At 67.4% G+C, this 16,852-nt stretch carries 15 protein-coding genes and 1 riboswitch; of the genes, 6 read left to right on the plus strand and 9 right to left on the minus strand.

Going from position 1 to position 16,852, the window contains the following annotated elements; translation table 11 throughout:
- Nucleotides 1–73 precede the first annotated feature (73 nt).
- The gene (locus tag ACSQ3O_RS01010; protein ID WP_436137550.1) at nt 74–1,162 is read right to left on the minus strand and encodes a sensor domain-containing diguanylate cyclase; all 1,089 of its coding nucleotides are present in this window, start codon (nt 1,160–1,162) and stop codon (nt 74–76) included.
- Nucleotides 1,163–1,349: 187 nt separating this feature from the next.
- On the opposite strand from ACSQ3O_RS01010, the gene ACSQ3O_RS01015 reads away from it, so the two are divergent.
- On the plus strand, nt 1,350–1,769 hold the full coding sequence (locus tag ACSQ3O_RS01015; protein ID WP_298451619.1) for a BLUF domain-containing protein: 420 nt from the start codon (nt 1,350–1,352) through the stop codon (nt 1,767–1,769).
- 18 nt (nt 1,770–1,787) lie between these two features.
- On the opposite strand, the gene ACSQ3O_RS01020 is transcribed toward ACSQ3O_RS01015, so the two are convergent.
- The 6 genes from ACSQ3O_RS01020 to ACSQ3O_RS01045 form a co-directional block, all read right to left on the minus strand.
- On the minus strand, nt 1,788–3,152 hold the full coding sequence (locus ACSQ3O_RS01020; protein ID WP_436137551.1) for an MFS transporter: 1,365 nt from the start codon (nt 3,150–3,152) through the stop codon (nt 1,788–1,790).
- On the minus strand, nt 3,149–4,819 hold the full coding sequence (locus ACSQ3O_RS01025; RefSeq protein WP_436137552.1) for a class I adenylate-forming enzyme family protein: 1,671 nt from the start codon (nt 4,817–4,819) through the stop codon (nt 3,149–3,151). Before ACSQ3O_RS01025 ends, ACSQ3O_RS01020 begins: the two co-directional genes overlap by 4 nt.
- 311 nt (nt 4,820–5,130) lie before the next feature.
- The gene (locus ACSQ3O_RS01030; protein ID WP_436137553.1) at nt 5,131–6,435 is read right to left on the minus strand and encodes a Glu/Leu/Phe/Val family dehydrogenase; all 1,305 of its coding nucleotides are present in this window, start codon (nt 6,433–6,435) and stop codon (nt 5,131–5,133) included.
- A 216-nt stretch (nt 6,436–6,651) separates the two neighbouring features.
- Nucleotides 6,652–7,497, minus strand: coding sequence for a PPK2 family polyphosphate kinase (locus ACSQ3O_RS01035; RefSeq protein ID WP_436137554.1), 846 nt, complete (start codon nt 7,495–7,497; stop codon nt 6,652–6,654).
- A gap of 51 nt (nt 7,498–7,548) precedes the next feature.
- Nucleotides 7,549–7,953, minus strand: coding sequence for a GFA family protein (locus tag ACSQ3O_RS01040; protein ID WP_436137555.1), 405 nt, complete (start codon nt 7,951–7,953; stop codon nt 7,549–7,551).
- Between the two features lie 119 nt (nt 7,954–8,072).
- Complete coding sequence (locus ACSQ3O_RS01045; protein WP_436137556.1) at nt 8,073–9,053, minus strand: helix-turn-helix domain-containing protein; 981 nt, start codon at nt 9,051–9,053, stop codon at nt 8,073–8,075.
- A 111-nt stretch (nt 9,054–9,164) separates the two neighbouring features.
- Between ACSQ3O_RS01045 and ACSQ3O_RS01050 the strand changes: the two genes are divergently transcribed.
- The gene (locus ACSQ3O_RS01050) at nt 9,165–9,962 is read left to right on the plus strand and encodes an MBL fold metallo-hydrolase (RefSeq protein WP_436137557.1); all 798 of its coding nucleotides are present in this window, start codon (nt 9,165–9,167) and stop codon (nt 9,960–9,962) included.
- Nucleotides 9,963–10,051: 89 nt separating this feature from the next.
- On the opposite strand, the gene ACSQ3O_RS01055 is transcribed toward ACSQ3O_RS01050, so the two are convergent.
- A complete protein-coding gene (locus ACSQ3O_RS01055; protein ID WP_436137558.1) occupies nt 10,052–10,993 on the minus strand; it encodes a LysR family transcriptional regulator in 942 nt (313 codons plus the stop codon).
- A 74-nt stretch (nt 10,994–11,067) separates the two neighbouring features.
- On the opposite strand from ACSQ3O_RS01055, the gene ACSQ3O_RS01060 reads away from it, so the two are divergent.
- The 3 genes from ACSQ3O_RS01060 (at nt 11,068) to metH (ending at nt 15,262) form a co-directional block, all read left to right on the plus strand.
- On the plus strand, nt 11,068–11,523 hold the full coding sequence (locus ACSQ3O_RS01060) for a PACE efflux transporter (protein ID WP_056057131.1): 456 nt from the start codon (nt 11,068–11,070) through the stop codon (nt 11,521–11,523).
- Nucleotides 11,524–11,609: 86 nt separating this feature from the next.
- Nucleotides 11,610–12,371, plus strand: a complete 762-nt coding sequence (locus tag ACSQ3O_RS01065) for a hypothetical protein (RefSeq protein WP_298451649.1) — start codon at nt 11,610–11,612, stop codon at nt 12,369–12,371.
- Between the two features lie 18 nt (nt 12,372–12,389).
- Nucleotides 12,390–12,491: riboswitch (S-adenosyl-L-homocysteine riboswitch) on the plus strand.
- A gap of 20 nt (nt 12,492–12,511) precedes the next feature.
- Nucleotides 12,512–15,262, plus strand: a complete 2,751-nt coding sequence (gene metH / locus ACSQ3O_RS01070) for a methionine synthase (protein ID WP_436137559.1) — start codon at nt 12,512–12,514, stop codon at nt 15,260–15,262.
- 75 nt (nt 15,263–15,337) lie between these two features.
- Here the strand turns inward: metH and ACSQ3O_RS01075 are convergent, their stop codons facing one another.
- The gene (locus ACSQ3O_RS01075; RefSeq protein WP_436137560.1) at nt 15,338–15,739 is read right to left on the minus strand and encodes a RidA family protein; all 402 of its coding nucleotides are present in this window, start codon (nt 15,737–15,739) and stop codon (nt 15,338–15,340) included.
- 158 nt (nt 15,740–15,897) lie between these two features.
- On the opposite strand from ACSQ3O_RS01075, the gene ACSQ3O_RS01080 reads away from it, so the two are divergent.
- Nucleotides 15,898–16,839 carry a LysR substrate-binding domain-containing protein gene (locus ACSQ3O_RS01080; RefSeq protein ID WP_436137561.1) on the plus strand — a complete coding sequence of 314 codons (942 nt, stop codon included), beginning with the start codon at nt 15,898–15,900 and terminating at the stop codon, nt 16,837–16,839.
- Nucleotides 16,840–16,852 lie beyond the last annotated feature (13 nt).

Below are 16,852 nucleotides of genomic sequence, written 5' to 3' on the forward strand. Positions count from 1 at the left end.
GCGCTGCGTCGCAGGCAGTACGAGCAGTACGGCAAGACGTGGCAACGACGCCAGAAGAGTTTTGTTAGCCGCTCTACGCCGCCACCACGCGGTTGCGTCCAGACCTCTTGGCGGTGTACAGCGCTGCATCGGCGCGGGCGAGAAAGCGGCTGGCACTTTCCGCCTCCTGCAAGGTGGCCGCACCAATGCTGATGGTGGTGGGCTGGCTCAGCCAGCTTGCCTGGGCCACAGCGGCGCGCATGCGCTGGGCGACCTCGTGTGCGCCCTGTGCGCCGGTGTGGGGCAGGATCACGGCAAATTCTTCACCGCCCACCCGCGCCACGATGTCGATGATCCGGACGCAGCCGCCCAGCACCTGGGCGATGGACCGCAGCACCTTGTCCCCGGCGTCGTGGCCGAAGCTGTCATTGATCTGCTTGAAATGGTCCACGTCCAGCACCAGCAGGCTCAGGGGCGAGCGCGTGCGCTCTACGGCGGCTATCTCTTGCCCGAGGCTGTCGTCAAAGGCACGCCGGTTGCGCAAGCCGGTGAGCGGGTCGGTCCGGGCCAGCTCGTGGAGGGCCAGGTTCAGCTCATCCACCTTGCGCAGCTGTTGCACCAGCTGCTGGTTGAGCGCCTCGGCGTCGTGCAGTGCCCGGCGCAGCCGGATCTCGCGCATGGCGGAGTGGGCCAGCTCCTGCAAAATTTCGATGTCCTGCGTCGTCCACCGCTTGGCCTTGAAATCCACCGCGCAAAAACTGCCTAGCACCTGCCCCGCCTCGGTGGTCAGGGGAATGCCCGCATAGGCCCGCACCCCCAGGGACGCCACGGTGGGCACGTCGCGGAACACTGGCAGCTGTGTGGCGTCTTCCAGCACCAGGGGCCCCTCCGACACCAGGGAATAGTGGCAGAAGGTTCGTCCCGTGAGCTGCCGCAGGGTGTTCAAAGGCCCGTCCAGGCCGAAGGTGCTTTTGTAGAAGTCACGGTGCGCGTCCAGCAGCGACACAAAGGCGACGGGCGCTCCGGTGATCTTGGATGCCAGCCGGGTCAGCCGGTCAAAGCTCTCTTCCGCAATGCTGTCGAGCAAACCGGTGTCATGCACCGCTGCCAGCCGCTGGGGATCGGTGAGCGCCGCCTGGATGCGGGCATTGTCAGCGGGCAAGGGAGGATGCCATTCCTTCATGGGTGTGGTGTGGGGAACGGGGGTTGAGCTGGCCGAAGGTACACGATCCGTCCCGGCGGCGGGGCCCGCTCGTGCAAAGACCCTCCATGTCGGCTCTGCGCCGGGCGCGCCTGCGCCGAAGGGGCTTTCGCCCGACGGCCAACTGCAGCAGGCCGACGCTGACACACTTGGCGTTTTGGAGACACCCATGCTGATTCAACTGATTTACGCGAGCCGGTCCTCGCGTGTGCTGGGGCCCGCAGACGTCAAAGACATCCTGGGGGCATCGCAGCGCAACAACACCCGCGCTGGCATCACGGGCGCGCTGTGCCTGCACAACGGCATCTTCTTGCAGCTGCTGGAGGGTGACCGTGCTGCGGTCAACGTGCTGTACCACCGCCTGCTCAAGGACAGCCGCCACCGCGACACGGCCGTGCTGGATCTGAGCGAGATTCCCTACCGGCGTTTCACGGGCTGGTCGATGGGCCTGATTGCGTCGGTTGAATCCAACCGCCAGCTGTTTCTGAAGTACTCGGGGACGGCGGACTTTGACCCCTACAACATGTCGGCCGCCACCTTGCGCAGCTTTTTCGACGAAGTTCTGCAGAACGTTCGCTGGCTGGAATGAACGGGCGGCCTGCAGGGGTCAGCGCATGCCGGTGTGGCCCCGAATCTCTGCGTGGCGCGACCGTGTGATCGGATACGCCAGCAGCAGCGGAATCGCCAGCACCAGGCACAGCCCGGGCAACACGCCCGTCATCAGAGTGATGCCCTGCAGCGCATCGGCCGACTGCGCCACGTTGGGCACATAGCCCGTCATGTCCAGCATGCCCGCCACGAGCACCGTGGCGAGTGTGCGCGCCAGCTTGTCCATCAGGCCGTAGAGCCCGTAGTACATGCCCGTCTGGCGCTCGCCGGCCTGCATGTGGCCGTGGTCGATGGTGTCGGGCACCATGGCAAATGGCACGATCCAGTGCGCGCCCATGCCGATGCCCACCACCACCAGGATCGCCGTCATCAGGCGCTGATCGCCAGGTTGGACCCAGTACAGCGCCAGCAGCCCGGCCGCGCACAACACCAGCCCGAGGATGTAAGCCCGGTTCTTCTCCCAGCGGTCCACCACCACCTTCCATACGAACAGCGACAGCCCCACCACGCCCAGCAAGGTGCCCATGTAGCGGGGCAGGTCGCCCTTGTCGCCCTGCAGCTGGTAGATCACGAAGTAGGCCAGCGAGGCCTGCACCAGCGTGAAGCCCAGGCGCACCAGGGTGGCGGCGCTCATCAGCAGCAGAAAGGGGCGGTTGTGCAGCGTGGTGGCCAGCGTGGCGCGCACGCTGCTCCAGAGGGGTGGTGCATGGGCCTCGGCGGCCGGTGGGGCACTGGCTGCGGGCTCGCGCACGCGCCAGGCCACCACGGCCACGGCCACGCCCGCCACCAGCCCAAACACGGCGCCCGCCAGCGCGTAGCCCGTGCGTGCATCGGGCGCGGCCCGCACCAGCACGGGCATGAGCACGCTGCCCGCAAAAAAGCCCAGCAGTGCGCCCATGGACGCAAAGGCCGTGAGGCTGGTGCGCTCGTCATAGTCCTGCGTCATGTTCGCGGCCATGGCCTGGTAGGGCAGCTGCACCAGGGTCATCATCGTGTCGAACACGGTGTAGGTGATGGCGATCCACAGGAAGGCGGCCACGTGCGAGAGGCCCGGCGGCACCATCCACACGGCGGCCGCCGCCAGCCCCAGCGGGATGGCGCCATAGATCAGGTACACCCGGTGGCGGCCGTGGCGCGAGCGGGTGCGGTCGGTCATCCAGCCAAACAGCGGGTCGTTGATGGTGTCCCACACCTTGCCCACCAGCAGCGCGGCGCCTGCCACGGCGGGTGGCACCAGGGCCACGTCGGTGTAGAAGATCATGAGCAGAAAACTCATGGCGGCAATCAGCATCTGCAGGCCGACATTGCCCACGGCGTAGCCGAGTTTGGTGCCCAGGCTCAGGCGGGTCGCGGAGGGGCTCATGGGTGCGCGGTTGCGGGTTGGCCGGTGATGTGGTCAGCAGCACCCAGTGATGGGGTCTGGGAAGCGTGGGTGCGGGGCGGTGCGGCCTCCAGCATCAGGCGCACTTCGCGGCGCAGCATCTTGTTGAGGAAGCTGCGCGGGATCTCGGGCACCACACGCACATCGTCGGGCTGCATCTCGGCGGGCAGGTGCTGCACCAGGAACTCGGCCAGGTCGTGTTCGAGCGGCTGCGTGCTGCGGTCGGTGCGCCAGCTTTGCCGCAGGCTCACCACCAGCACGGCGGCGCTGCCGTGCTGCACCAGACAGGCTTCCTTCACGGCGGGGTGGCAATGCGCCACTTCCTCGATCTCGCGCGGGTTCAGGGCGTGGCCGTTGCGCACCACGCGGTCGGCGCTGCGGCCCAGCACGTGCAGGTAGCCTGCAGTGTCGAAATAGCCCACGTCGCCCATCACCACCCAGCCGTCGCGCAGGGTTTCGCTGGTCTTCTCGGGGTCGAGCCAGTAGCCCTCGAACCGCACGGGCGTCATCACGGTGATCAGGCCCATCTGGCCCTGGGGCAGCGGCACAAACTGATCGTCGCGGATGACCACATCTACCCCCGGCATCACGCGGCCCACGGTGGAGAGGATGTCGTTGCCTAGCGGTTGGCCCTGCGCGTCCACATGCTCGTGGGGCAGCAGCCAGGTGATGGGGGGCAGGGCCTCCAGGCAGCCGTAGCCCTGCTGGAAGATGGGCCCGAAGCGGCGGATGGCCTCGGCGATCTTGGGCGCGGGCATCATCTCCGAGCCATAGGGCACGTGGGTCAGGGACGACAGGTCGTACTGGTCCAGCGTGGGCTCGTCCAGCAGGTCGATGATGGCCGAGGGCGAGAGGAACGCGCGCGACACGCGGTGCTTCTGGATCAGCCCGGCCAGTGTGGTGGCGCGAAAGTCCTCGGGCATCATGAGCGCCGCACCCGCCAGCAACGTGGGCAGCACCAGGCCCGAGCCCGGGCCGGTGAGCGGCAGGCCCAGCATGTTCACGTCCGGCCCGTTCGCTGGCGGCTTGAAGTCGATGGCGCGGGAGATCAGGCGCACGCTGTCCAGGTACTTGCGGTTGCTGTAGCCGATGGACTTGGGCAGGCCGGTGGTGCCCGAGGTCATGTGCAGTGCAAACACATCGTCCTCGTGCACGTCGGCCGTGCCCGCTGCCGGGGCGTGTTGCGCCAGGGCCTTTTCGTACTCATCCCCCAGCGCCAGCATGCGCAGGCCGGGCAGTTGCTCGCGCACGGCCTGCAGGATGGGCGCGCTCAGCAGCGGGTCGTGGATGAACACCGTGGGCTTGACGCGGCCCATCGTGGTCAGCGCCGCATCGGCCGGCAGGTGCTTGTGAAAGCTCGCAAAGATGGTGCCGTTCTCGAACGTGGCCAGCCGGGTTTCGTACTGCTCACCGGTTTCGGGCAGCCAGGTGAAGACCACGTCCCCTTTTTTAACGCCCTGGGCCTGCATCCAGGCCTGCAGGCGGTACACGCGGTCTTGCAACTGCGCGTAGGTGAGGGTGCCGCGCCGGTCGATGAGCGCGGGCTTGTGGGCATGGCGGCGGTAGGCCAGGCGCGCTACCGAACGTGCGGTGCGCAGGCGGTTGAGAAGAAAACGCGCCACCAGGCTGCGCAGGGATGGAAAAGCCATCGGAGTCTCCCGGGAGAGGGCTTGTAGAAGCGAAGTCCAGGAAGTTTTTCACGCCGTCGCGTGTCAAGACATGACCATTTGTATGTGTACGTATCTTTGTGTTTCGGATTCGCCTGCGCGGTCGTTTTGGCTCCCCGAACGGCGGGCACGCACCGGGGCCCGCGTCGCCGCAGCACAACAAATCGCGGTTCGGCCACCGGATGCCTGGCGATGTACCGGCCAGAAAAAACCGCCAGGGCTGGATCGCAGCGGCTGGCGGTGGTGTGACGGCCTGCCCCGGGTCGGGGCGTGCCGAAGGTGTGGGCGATGGCTTATGGGTACAGGCCGCGCATTTCGCGGGCGTGCAGGATGCGCTGGCAGGCCACGATGAAGGTGGCAGTGCGCAGGCTCACCTTGTGCTCTTGCGCCACCTGCCAGATGCCCGCAAAGGCCTCTTGCATGATGCGCACCAGGCGGGCGTTGATTTCGTCCTCGCTCCAGAAGAAGCTGGAGAAGTCCTGCACCCACTCAAAGTAGCTCACCGTCACGCCGCCGGCGTTGGCGATCACGTCGGGCAGCACCAGCACGCCCTTCTCTGTCAGGATGTCGTCGGCCTCGGTGGTCGTAGGGCCGTTGGCGCCTTCGATCACGAGCTTGGCCTTGATCTGGTTCGCGTTGTCCTTGGTGATCTGGCCTTCCAGAGCGGCAGGGATCAGGATCTCGCAATCCACGCCCCAGAACTCTTCGGCCTTCATCACGTCGGCGCCAGCAAAGCCGCCCACGCCGCCACGGGCCTTCACATGCGCCAGCAGCGCGGGCACATCCATGCCCTTGCTGTTGAAGATGGTGCCGGTGTGGTCCTGCACAGCCACCACCTTGGCACCCGCTTCGGCAAACAGCTTGGCGGCAATGCCCCCCACGTTGCCAAAGCCCTGCACGGCCACGCGGGCACCGTCCAGCGCCAGGCCGGTCAGCTTGGCGGCTTCCACGCCCACGGTGAACACGCCCCGGCCAGTGGCTTCGACGCGGCCCAGCGAGCCGCCCAGGTCCACGGGCTTGCCGGTGACCACGCCGGTGGCGGTGGCGCCCACGTTCATCGAGTACGTGTCCATCATCCAGGCCATGACCTGGCCGTTGGTGTTCACGTCGGGCGCGGGGATGTCCTTGGACGGGCCGATCAGCAGGCCGATTTCGCTGGTGTAGCGGCGCGTCAGGCGCTCCAGTTCACCCATCGACAGCTTCTTGGGGTCCACGCGGATACCGCCCTTGGCGCCGCCGTAGGGCACGTTCACCGCCGCGTTCTTCACCGACATCCAGGCCGACAAGGCCATCACTTCCGACAGCGTCACGTCCTGGTGAAAACGCACGCCACCCTTGCCGGGACCCCGGCTCAGGTTGTGCTGCACGCGGTAGCCTTCGTAGTGGGCGATGGTGCCGTTGTCCAGCTCGATCGGCACGTCCACGATCAGGATGCGCTTGGGGCGCTTGAGCGTTTCCACCCAACGCGCCAGGCTGCCCAGGTAAGGGGTGACGCGGTCCACCTGCTGCAGGTAGTTGCCCCAGGGGCCGAGGTGGTCGGCCTGCAGGTACGAGGGCAGGGAGTGGGTGGTGCTGGCAGCGCCAGTGGGTGAAGACATGGTGAATTCCTTGTGGGATCAGTTCAAGCCGCGAAGCTTATGCCTGCGGTTGCACGCTGTCTAAGGCCGGAGTGTTTGACTGCTATGCAAATAATGCATAACCAGCGGAAAGCGCCCATTCATGCGGCACTGCAGCAAAAAATGGGGCCCCGGAGTGCGCCGGAATGCGCATGGCCTGCCCCCGCGCAGGGGCCGCTCGGGCCCTGCTTGGCAGGCCTATTCGACGGTGAAATGCGCCAGCGCCGGGTCGCCCGCCGGGTAGCGCAGGTCTAGGCCTTGCAGCACGGCGCGCAGCACCGTGGCAATCATCAGGTTGCGGTGCGTCTTGGAATTGGCGGGCACGATGGTCCAGGGCGCCCAGGGGGTGTGGGTGGCGGCCAGCAGCGTGTTGTAGGCGCGGCGGTAGTCGGCCCACCGCTTGCGCGCGTCGATGTCGCCCATGCTGAACTTCCAGTGCTTGGCCGGGTCGTCCAGCCGCACCTGCAGGCGCTCGCGCTGCTCGTCCTTGCCGATGTGCAGCAGAAACTTCAGCACGATGGTGCCCGTCTCGCTCAGCATGCGCTCAAAGTCGTTGATGTGCGCCAGCCGCTGCTGGTGCTGCTCGGGCGTGATCCGGCCATTGACCACGGGCACCAGCACGTCCTCGTAGTGGCTGCGGTTGAACACCGCGATGTCGCCCGCCTGCGGCACCTGCTGGTGGATGCGCCAGAGGTAGTCGTGGGCGCGCTCGGTTTCGGTGGGCGCCTTCCAGCCCACGGCGTGTACGCCCAGCGCGCTCATGCGCCCGAACACGCCCCGGATCGTGCCGTCCTTGCCCGAGGTGTCGGTGCCCTGCAGCACCACCAGCAGTTTGTAGCGCTTGTCGGCGTAGAACAGGTTCTGCAGCGCATCCAGCTCCACCGCCAGCTCTTCCACCGCTGCCTTGTCGCGGGCCTTGTCGCCCAGCGAGAACGGCTTGGCACCGGGGTCAATGTCGTCCAGCGACATGTGCTTGCCCGGCGGTTGCCAGGGCTGCAGGCGCTGCAAGAGGGAAGACGGAGCGGTGGCAAACGGTGAAGGCACGGGCGGGCTCCTGGCAGGGCGGCGCCATGCGCCGGGGGTTTCAACAGGTCCTCAAAGATACCCGCTGTGCGCAGGGGCCTGCTGCCATTGGTCGTGCAGGCCGTCCACCCGCACCACGGCCAGGCGCGCGAGGTCTTCGTCCGCCAGGCCATCGATGCAGCCCACATTCACGCCATACATCTCGCCCATGGGCGTGTCGGTGCCGTGGCCAAACACGCGCACGCCGCAGTGGCGGCAGAAGTAGTGGTGGTTCTTGTGGCTGCCAAAGGTGTAGCGCGTGAGGTCATCCTGCCCCTGCACGATGCGAAAGCCGCCCGGCAGCGCCACGGAGGGCCAGAAGCGGGTGCGGCGGCAGATGCTGCAGTTGCAGCGGTAGGTGGGCTGGGCCAAGTCCAGCGTGGCTTCGACGGCAACGGCGCCGCAATGGCAGGTGGCGGTGTGGGTGGAGGCGGTCATGGCGTGAGTCCTGTGGTGGCGCTGTGGGGGTGGATGGGCATGGTGGCAAACCTTGCGCCCGGCGGCATCCTTTGGGTGAACGATGCCGCGCCCCCCGGTCGGCTGTCAATCCGGGGGCTTCAGCCATGGGCCAGGCGATAGGCCAGCGGCGTCTGCCCCGTGGCCTGCTGAAACGCGCGGTGCAGGCCCGCCTCGCTGGCAAAGCCCAAATCTTCGGCAATGCGCTTGAGGGGCAGGGACGTGTCGCACAGCGCCTCGCCCACCTGGCGCAGCTTGATGCGCCGCATCCACAGCCCGGCCGACAGCCCTGTGTGCGCCTGCACCCGCCGCGCCAGGGTGCGGGGCGACAGGGCCAGCGCCTCGGCCAGCGCGGGCAGGCGCAGCGCGCTGGCAGGGCAGCGCTGTACCCAAAGCAGCGCGCGGCGCAGGGTGGGGTCGGTCACGGCCATCAGGTCGTGCTCGGCGAACGCGGGGTGGGTGGTGCGTGGGCGCGGCAGCATCAGCAACGACTGCAGGTCGCCCAGCGCGGTGGCATCAAGCCGCTGGGCCAGCGCGTGCAGCATCAGCGGCAGGTGGCCGTTGGCGCCTGCGGCGGTGGTGGTGGGGCCGTCTTCCACCAGCGGCTCGTCAAAGCGCCAGTGCACGGCGCCAAACTGCTGCGCCAGCGCCGCGCGCAGCCACCAGGTGGCCGTGGCGCCACGCCCGCGCAGCCGCCCGCTGGCGGCGGCCAGGGCCACACCGGCGCAGTAGCTCCACACCCGCGTACGGCGGGGCAGGGCGCGCAGCGCCGCCACGGCGTGCGCCAGCTGCTGCTGCAGCGCAGGGGCCTGCCAGCCGTCGGGGGAGGACAGCCACAGGCCGGGCACCAGCACTGCATCCACCTCGGCCTGCGCCAGCGCCACGCCGGGCTTGAGGGCCGGGCCCTGCCAGGTGGGCACGGGCTGCAGGTCCACCCCCGCCCAGCAGGTGGTGACCACGGCGCGCTGCGCGCGCAGGTTGGCGGCCCGCGCCAGGTCGGCCGTGGCAAACAGGCCGGCGGGCATGCAGCCGGGGTACAGCAGCAGGGCCAGACGCAGGGGAGGCAAGGATGGCGGGGGCATGGTGACGGTGAGGTGGCAGAAATTGGAAAGAAGTTGTCTAGGCTGGCCATTCTCGCCGCGCCTGCAAATCCCAACAATCCATGGCATCCCCACTGGCTTTGGAGCCCCGCCATGCAGATCACCCAATTGCGCAATGCCACCGTGTTGCTGGAATTCATCTCCCCCGAAGGCCGCCCCGTGGGCCTGCTGGTGGACCCCATGCTGGCGCCCCGGGGCAGCCTGCCTGCGCTGCGCTACCTGGGCGCGGGGCGCCAGCGCAACCCCATCGTGGAGCTGCCCGAGGGCACAGATGCACTGCTGCAGCGCGTGACCCACGCCCTCATCACGCACTGCCAGCGTGGCCACTTCGACCACCTGGACCGGCCGGGCAAGCGCTTTCTGCGCGAGCGGCAGATCCCCGTGCTGTGCATGCCGCGCGATGCGGGTTACCTCGCGCAGCGGGGCCTGCAGGTGCTGCCTCTGGCGGGCACGGGGCGCCAGCCGCTGGTGCTGGGCGGCCACATCACGCCCATCCCCTGCGTGCATGGCCAGGGCTGGGTGGGCCGCCTCATGGAACACGGCCATGGCTACCTGCTGGAGCTGCCAGGCGAGCCCAGCGTCTACCTGGCGGGCGACACCGTGCTCACGCCCACGGTGCGCGACTGCCTCGCGCGCCTGCAGCCCGATGTGGCCGTGCTGCCCGCCGGTGGCGCGCGTTTTGACCTGGGGGCAGAAATCCTCATGGACGCGGCCGACATGGCCGAGGCCGCGCAGCACACCCGGGGCGCCATCGTGGTCAACCACCTGGAGGCGCTGGACCACTGCCCCACCACCCGCACCGCCGTGCGCCAGCGGGCGGAGGATGGTGGCTGGGCCGACCGCCTGTGGGTACCCGAGGACGGCGAGCGCCGCGAATACGCGGCTGTGTAAGCGTAGTTTGCTATGTAAACAATAGCTATAAAGGTATGGTGGACGCGTGGAGAAGCCGCTTCTGACCCATATCTTTCGCCTTCAGCGCGTCACCGCGCCGCCCCTTCCAGCGTGGCGCTGTCCCGCATCAGCGCCACAAACCGCGCCGCGCCCAGGCCCAGGGGCCGCTCCTTGGACCACACCACATCCACCCACAGCGCCGTGCCGTTGCTGAGGTTTTCAAACGGCATCTCCACCAGCGTGCCCGCCGCAATGCGCGGCTGCACCAGTGCACGCGGCTGCCAACCCCAGCCCAGCCCGGCCTCGATCAGGCCCAGCGCCGCCAGGTGGTTGTCGGTGCGCCAGTGGTGGCGGGCGAACACAAAACGCGGGTCGGTCTGCCCCAGGTCGCGGCTGGCCACCACGATCTGGCGCGTGGTGGTGAGGTGCTCCTCTCGCAGCATGGCGCCCTCGGGGGGTTCGCCGCGCGCCTGGGCGGCGGCGCGGGCCCCGGCCAGTACGGGGTGCCCTGGCGCGATCACGGCCACCAGGGTTTCGGTGCCCACCTCCTGAAACCCCTCGCGCCCGTCGATGCTGGGCCGTTCAAACACCAGCGCCAGTTGCGCGCGGCCGCTGTGCAGCAGCGCCAGTGCGTCCACCTGCGGCGCGGCCAGCACCTCAACCTGCAGCAGCGGGTACTCGTGCGCCAGCGCCGCCAGCGGGCCGCGCCAGCGCGCGGCCAGCAGCTCGGGGGCAATGGCCAGGGTCAGGCGCTCCTCCAGCCCCTGGGTGAGCGCCAGCGCCTGGGCGTTGAGCTGCTGCAGCTGCTGGGCCAGCAGCCGCGCCTGGGGTTCCAGCGCGCGGGCGGCGGCGGTGGGGCGGGGCTCGCGGCCGCTGCGGTCAAACAGCTGGATGTCCAGCTCGGCCTCCAGATGCGCCATCGTCATGCTCACGGCCGAGGGCACGCGCGACAGCGCCCGCGCGGCGGCCGAAAACGAGCCCTGGTCGAGCACGGTCAGAAACACCTGCACGCTGTCGGAGTTGAAGGCCATGGCGGTTTGATCTATCAATAAAACTGAAATAAGCTGACTTTATGTGTCAGTGTGGCGAATATAAAGTACCGGCCATGGACAAGACACCCACTCTTTTTGGCCTGCAAGGCGTCAAGCGCCGCGTGATCTACGTGACCCTGTACGAACTGATCGCCATCGGCGCCGCCACGGTGGGCCTGGCGCTGCTCACGGGCCAGGGCGCGGGGCATTCGAGCGTGGTGGCGGTGGCGGCCTCGGTGATTGCCATCGTCTGGAACATCGTCTTCAACTGGGCCTTCGAGCGCTGGGAGGCGCGCCAGCCGGTGCGCGGGCGCAGCGTGGCGCGGCGTGTGGCGCACGCCATCGGGTTCGAGGGCGGCCTGGTCTTCACGCTGGTGCCGCTGTTTGCCTGGTGGTTCGGTGTGAGCCTGTGGCACGCGTTCGTGATGGACCTGGGGCTCATCGTGTTCTTCCTTTGCTACACCTTCGTCTTCAACTGGGTGTTTGACCACCTGTTCGGCCTGCCTGCATCGGCCATGGCAGCGTCGTAGCAACAGCCAGGGCGCGCTTCTTCAAACAATGTCAACCGCCTGCGGGCGGAGGCAGAAGCGCTCAGCCGCCACCCATAATCGGCCCCATGCGAGGGCCGTTTTTATTGCTGCTGCTGCGGGGATTGCCGGGTCGGTGGGCTGGCGTGGCGGTGTCCTGCTGCGTGTTGGCAGGCTGTGCCAGCAACGCCCCCACGCCGCGTGGCGAGGTGAAAGGCGCGCCCACCCAAGCGGCCGAGCTGGCCCAGTCCGACGCCAACCGCATGGCCACCCTGGCCATGCAGGAGAACCTGGACGGCCTGCTGCGCCTGGCCGACAAGCTCTACCGCCGCAACCCCGCCGAATGGCGCAAGGGCACCGCCACCAGCCGCGAGCAGGCGCTGGAGCAGCTGCGCACCGCCGTGTTGCAGCGCCAGCCTTGGGCCCCGCTGCAGGGCCGCCGCGACATCGCTGCCATGGCGCAGGCCCTGGCGCCCGAGTTCGCGGGCGACCGCGTGGCGGCCTTCATTTACGCCACGGCAGACATGGTCATCACCGCCCATGGCGGCAAGACGGAGTTCTTCTTGCTCGACGGCGTGGACGCCCAGCACCTCTACAACGCCGCGCGCAACGTGGAGACCGCCGTCTGGCTGCTCGCCCAGCGCCGCAATGCCCAAGGCCAGCCCCTGCTGCTGGCCGACGAGATCGGCGCCCAGGGCCGCAACCTGAGCTTTGAGCGCGAGTTCGGCAAGATCATCGCGCGGCTGGACCTGCTGGCTGCCTTCACCACCGAAAAGTACCGCCGCGCCGCCATCAGCTATGTGCAGGGCATTGTGGGTGGCACCTTCCTGCAGTTCCTGCCTGTGCGCTGACCCGGTAAAATCCGGGCCTTGCCCAAGGAGCGTTGCAGCGGCCCCACCGCCATGGTGAGGCCGTCAGGCTTGGGCACTCCACAAGCTATTCAAGCCCCACCGCAACGACGCTCACCTGTTTTTCTGCTGCCCCTGCACAGGTGAGTCCTATGTCCGCGTCTGCCCCGTCCCTGCCCCCCATGAAGCTGTCCGGCCTGGAGCCCGTCTCCATTGGCGAGGGCACGCTGTTCGTCAACATTGGCGAGCGCACCAACGTCACCGGCTCCAAGGCGTTCGCGCGCATGATTTTGAACGGCCAGTACGAAGAAGCCCTGGCCGTGGCGCGCCAGCAGGTGGAAAACGGCGCGCAGGTCATCGACATCAACATGGACGAGGCCATGCTCGACAGCAAGGCGGCCATGGTGCGGTTTCTGCAGCTCATCGCGTCCGAGCCCGACATCGCCCGCGTGCCCATCATGGTGGACAGCTCCAAGTGGGAGGTGATCGAGGCCGGGCTGCGCTGCATCCAGGGCAAGGGCATCGTCAACTCCATCAGCATGAAAGAGGGCGTGGAGAAGTTCAAGCACGAGGCGCGCCTCGTCAAGCGCTACGGCGCTGCCGCCGTGGTGATGGCGTTTGACGAAGTGGGCCAGGCCGACACCTACGCCCGCAAGATCGAGATCTGCGAGCGCGCCTACCGCGTGCTGGTGGATGAGGTGGGCTTCCCGCCCGAAGACATCATCTTCGACCCCAACATCTTCGCCGTGGCCACGGGCATCGAAGAGCACAACAACTACGCGGTCGATTTCATCGAAGCCACGCGCTGGATCAAGCAGAACCTGCCCGGCGCCAAGGTGTCGGGCGGCGTGTCCAACGTGTCGTTCAGCTTCCGTGGCAATGACCCCGTGCGCGAGGCCATCCACACCGTGTTCCTGTACCACGCCATCCAGGCGGGTATGGACATGGGCATCGTCAATGCGGGCATGGTGGGCGTGTACGACGACCTGGAGCCCGTGCTGCGCGAGCGCGTCGAAGACGTGGTGCTCAACCGCCGCCCCGACGCGGGCGAGCGCCTGGTGGAGATTGCCGAAACCGCCAAAAGCGGCGCCAAGGACGAAAGCAAGAAGCTCGAATGGCGCGGCACGCCCGAAGCGCCCAAGACCGTGGGCGAGCGCCTTTCCCACGCGCTGGTACACGGCATCACCGACTTCATCGTCGAAGACACCGAAGAGGCCTACCAGGCCATCGTTGCCAAGGGCGGCCGCCCGCTGCATGTGATCGAAGGCCCGCTCATGGACGGCATGAACGTGGTGGGCGACCTGTTCGGCGCGGGCAAGATGTTCCTGCCCCAGGTGGTGAAAAGCGCGCGTGTGATGAAGTCCGCCGTGGCCCACCTGATCCCCTACATCGAGGAAGAAAAGCGCCAGGACGAGCTGGCCGGCCGCGACGTGCGCAGCAAGGGCAAGATCATCATCGCCACCGTCAAGGGCGACGTGCACGACATCGGCAAGAACATCGTCACTGTTGTGCTCCAGTGCAACAACTTCGAGGTGGTGAACATGGGCGTGATGGTGCCCTGCCACGAAATTTTGGCGCGTGCCAAGGTCGAGGGCGCAGACATCGTGGGCCTGTCGGGCCTGATCACCCCCAGCCTCGAAGAGATGCAGTACGTGGCCGGCGAAATGCAGAAGGACGACCACTTCCGTATCAAGAAGATCCCGCTGCTCATCGGCGGCGCCACCACCAGCCGGGTGCACACCGCCGTGAAGATCGCGCCGCACTACGAAGGCCCCGTGGTCTACGTGCCCGACGCCTCGCGCAGCGTGAGCGTGGCGCAGAGTCTGCTGGGCGATGGCGTGGACAGCTACGTGCAGGAACTCAACGCTGACTACGACAAGGTGCGCACCCAGCACGCCAACAAAAAGCAGACGCCCATGTGGTCGCTGGAGAAAGCCCGCGCCAACCGCACGCCCGTCAACTTCAGCACCTACGTGCCGCCCACGCCACGCCTGCTGGGCCGCCGCGTGTTCAAGAACTTCGACCTGGCCGAGCTGGCCAAGTACATCGACTGGGGCCCGTTCTTCCAGACCTGGGACCTGGCAGGCCCGTACCCCGCCATCCTCACCGACGAGGTGGTGGGCGTGGAGGCCACGCGCGTGTTTGCCGACGGCCAGGCGATGCTGAAAAAGCTCACCGAAGGCCGCTGGCTCAGCGCCAGTGGTGTGCTGGCGCTCTACCCCGCCAACAGCGTGGGCGACGACATCGAGTTCTACACCGATGAAACCCGCACCCAGGTTGCCATGACCTGGTACGGCATGCGCCAGCAGACCGAAAAGCAGATGATCGACGGCGTGATGCGCCCCAGCCGCTGCCTGGCCGATTTTGTCGCGCCCAAGGACAGCGGCATTGCCGACTACGCAGGTCTGTTCGCCGTGACCGCAGGCCTGGGCGTGGAGAAGAAGGAGCAGGCCTTTGTGGATGCGCTGGACGACTACTCCGCCATCATGCTCAAGAGCCTGGCCGACCGCCTGGCCGAAGCCTTCGCCGAATGCCTGCACCAGCGCGTGCGCACCGACCTGTGGGGCTATGCGGCGGGCGAGCAGCTGAGCAACGACGAGATGATTGCCGAGAAGTACGCAGGCATCCGCCCCGCGCCCGGCTACCCCGCCTGCCCGGACCACAGCGCTAAGACCGACCTCTTCAGCCTGCTGCAGTGCGAAGAGATCGGCATGGGCCTGACCGAGAGCCTGGCCATGACCCCCGCCGCCAGCGTGAGCGGCTTCTACATTGGCCACCCCGACGCGGTGTACTTCAACGTCGGCAAGATCGGCGAAGACCAGCTGCACGACATGGCCGAGCGCCGGGGCATGGATGAGAAGGTGCTGGAGCGGCTGCTGGCGCCGAACCTGTAGCGCTATTGATTGGATAGCTGCCAGCGCTTGGTGGATGGGCGGTGGCGGCCTATTTAATTCAAATTTTCTGGGCCGTCAGCCCTGGCTGTCCGGCAGCTTCGCAATCACCTTGATCTCGAACTGAAAGCCGTACAGCCAGGTCACGCCGATGCCCGTCAGCGTGGGGTAGGGCGCCTCGCCCCAGAACTCGGGCACGACGCCCCAGACGGTCTCGAAGTTCGCCTCGGGGTTGACCACAAACATCGTCACGTCCACCACATCGTCAAACGTGCAGCCTGCTGCCTGCAGCACGGCATTGAGGTTGCTGAACGCCAGGCGCACCTGAGCGGCCAGGTCGGGCTCGGGCGAGCCGTCCTCGCGGCTGCCCACCTGGCCCGAGACAAACAGGAAACCGTTGGCACGCACGGCGGGCGAATAGCGGTTGCGTTCGTACAGCGCCTGGCGGCCTGCGGGGAAGACAACATCACGGTGGGGCATGGGATTCCTTTCGTTCTGCAGGGCAGATGATTGCGATGAAGGCACTGTAGAAGCGCGCGTTGTTCTGATAAACAGGCTAATCTGCGCACCACTGTTCCTGATCACCAAACAATGGTGGGCGTGTTGGTGCTTCAACATGCCTCAACGACCTACATGCCATGGACCGTTTTGACGCCCTGCAGGCTTTTGCCCGCGTTGTGGAATCCGGCAGCTTCACCAAGGCCGCCCTCACCCTGCACCTGAGCCGCACCACCGTCACGCAGCTGGTGCAGCAGCTCGAAGCCCGTTTGCGCGTGAAGCTCCTGCACCGCACCACCCGGCGCGTGCAGGTCACCCCCGATGGCGCCGCCTACTACGAGCGCGTCGTGCGCCTGCTGGCCGACCTGGACGACGCAGACACCAGTGTCTCCACCGCCGCCGCTGCGCTCCGGGGCCGCCTGCGGGTGGATGTGCCCAGCCCCCTGGCGCGCCTGGTCCTCATCCCGGCGCTGCCCGCGTTCCACGCGCAGTACCCCGATATCCTCTTGCACATGGGCGTGAGCGACCGCCCCGTGGACATGGTGGGTGACAACGTGGACTGCGTGGTGCGCGGCGGCGCAATCACCAACCCCGCGCTGGTCGCACGCCATGTGGGCGATCTGCAATTGCGCGTGTACGCCGCCCCCAGCTACCTGCAGCGCGCGGGCACGCCCGAGCACCCGCAGGCGCTGGAAGGCCCGCACCACCGCACCGTGGGCTTTTTGTGGGCACGCACCGGCCAGCCCCTGCCGTTCGAGATGCGCCGTGGCACCGAACACGTGCGCGCCCAGGGCCACGATATTTGCGCCGTGGACGACGGCAACGCCTACCTGGCCGCAGGCCTGGCGGGCCTGGGCGTGCTCTGGCTGCCTGACTACATGGCCCGCCCCCACGTGACCACCGGCGAGCTGGTGCCCCTGCTGCAGGATTGGACGCTGGCGCCTATGCCGCTGTACGTGGCCTACCCACCCCAACGGCATGTGAGCGCCAAGGTGCGGGTGTTCATCGACTGGGTGGCGGGGTTGATGGCGCTGCATGCACCGGTGGTGGGCCGTGGCAGCAAAATGCTATTGAATAAATAGCTAACAAAGGTTG

Origin of the sequence: Acidovorax sp. LjRoot74 (assembly GCF_964254355.1) — a bacterium.
Lineage (GTDB): Bacteria > Pseudomonadota > Gammaproteobacteria > Burkholderiales > Burkholderiaceae_C > Acidovorax.

What these genes read in the sequence shown, in the direction of transcription:
- ACSQ3O_RS01030 (WP_436137553.1), bottom strand. Translation starts at nt 6,435, where the DNA reads ATGTCTTCACCCACTGGCGCTGCCAGCACCACCCACTCCCTGCCCTCG.
- ACSQ3O_RS01015 (WP_298451619.1), top strand. Translation starts at nt 1,350, where the DNA reads ATGCTGATTCAACTGATTTACGCGAGCCGGTCCTCGCGTGTGCTGGGG.
- ACSQ3O_RS01025 (WP_436137552.1), bottom strand. Translation starts at nt 4,819, where the DNA reads ATGGCTTTTCCATCCCTGCGCAGCCTGGTGGCGCGTTTTCTTCTCAAC.
- ACSQ3O_RS01065 (WP_298451649.1), top strand. Translation starts at nt 11,610, where the DNA reads ATGCGAGGGCCGTTTTTATTGCTGCTGCTGCGGGGATTGCCGGGTCGG.
- ACSQ3O_RS01055 (WP_436137558.1), bottom strand. Translation starts at nt 10,993, where the DNA reads ATGGCCTTCAACTCCGACAGCGTGCAGGTGTTTCTGACCGTGCTCGAC.
- ACSQ3O_RS01060 (WP_056057131.1), top strand. Translation starts at nt 11,068, where the DNA reads ATGGACAAGACACCCACTCTTTTTGGCCTGCAAGGCGTCAAGCGCCGC.
- ACSQ3O_RS01075 (WP_436137560.1), bottom strand. Translation starts at nt 15,739, where the DNA reads ATGCCCCACCGTGATGTTGTCTTCCCCGCAGGCCGCCAGGCGCTGTAC.
- ACSQ3O_RS01080 (WP_436137561.1), top strand. Translation starts at nt 15,898, where the DNA reads ATGGACCGTTTTGACGCCCTGCAGGCTTTTGCCCGCGTTGTGGAATCC.
- ACSQ3O_RS01045 (WP_436137556.1), bottom strand. Translation starts at nt 9,053, where the DNA reads ATGCCCCCGCCATCCTTGCCTCCCCTGCGTCTGGCCCTGCTGCTGTAC.
- ACSQ3O_RS01040 (WP_436137555.1), bottom strand. Translation starts at nt 7,953, where the DNA reads ATGACCGCCTCCACCCACACCGCCACCTGCCATTGCGGCGCCGTTGCC.
- ACSQ3O_RS01050 (WP_436137557.1), top strand. Translation starts at nt 9,165, where the DNA reads ATGCAGATCACCCAATTGCGCAATGCCACCGTGTTGCTGGAATTCATC.
- ACSQ3O_RS01010 (WP_436137550.1), bottom strand. Translation starts at nt 1,162, where the DNA reads ATGAAGGAATGGCATCCTCCCTTGCCCGCTGACAATGCCCGCATCCAG.
- ACSQ3O_RS01020 (WP_436137551.1), bottom strand. Translation starts at nt 3,152, where the DNA reads ATGAGCCCCTCCGCGACCCGCCTGAGCCTGGGCACCAAACTCGGCTAC.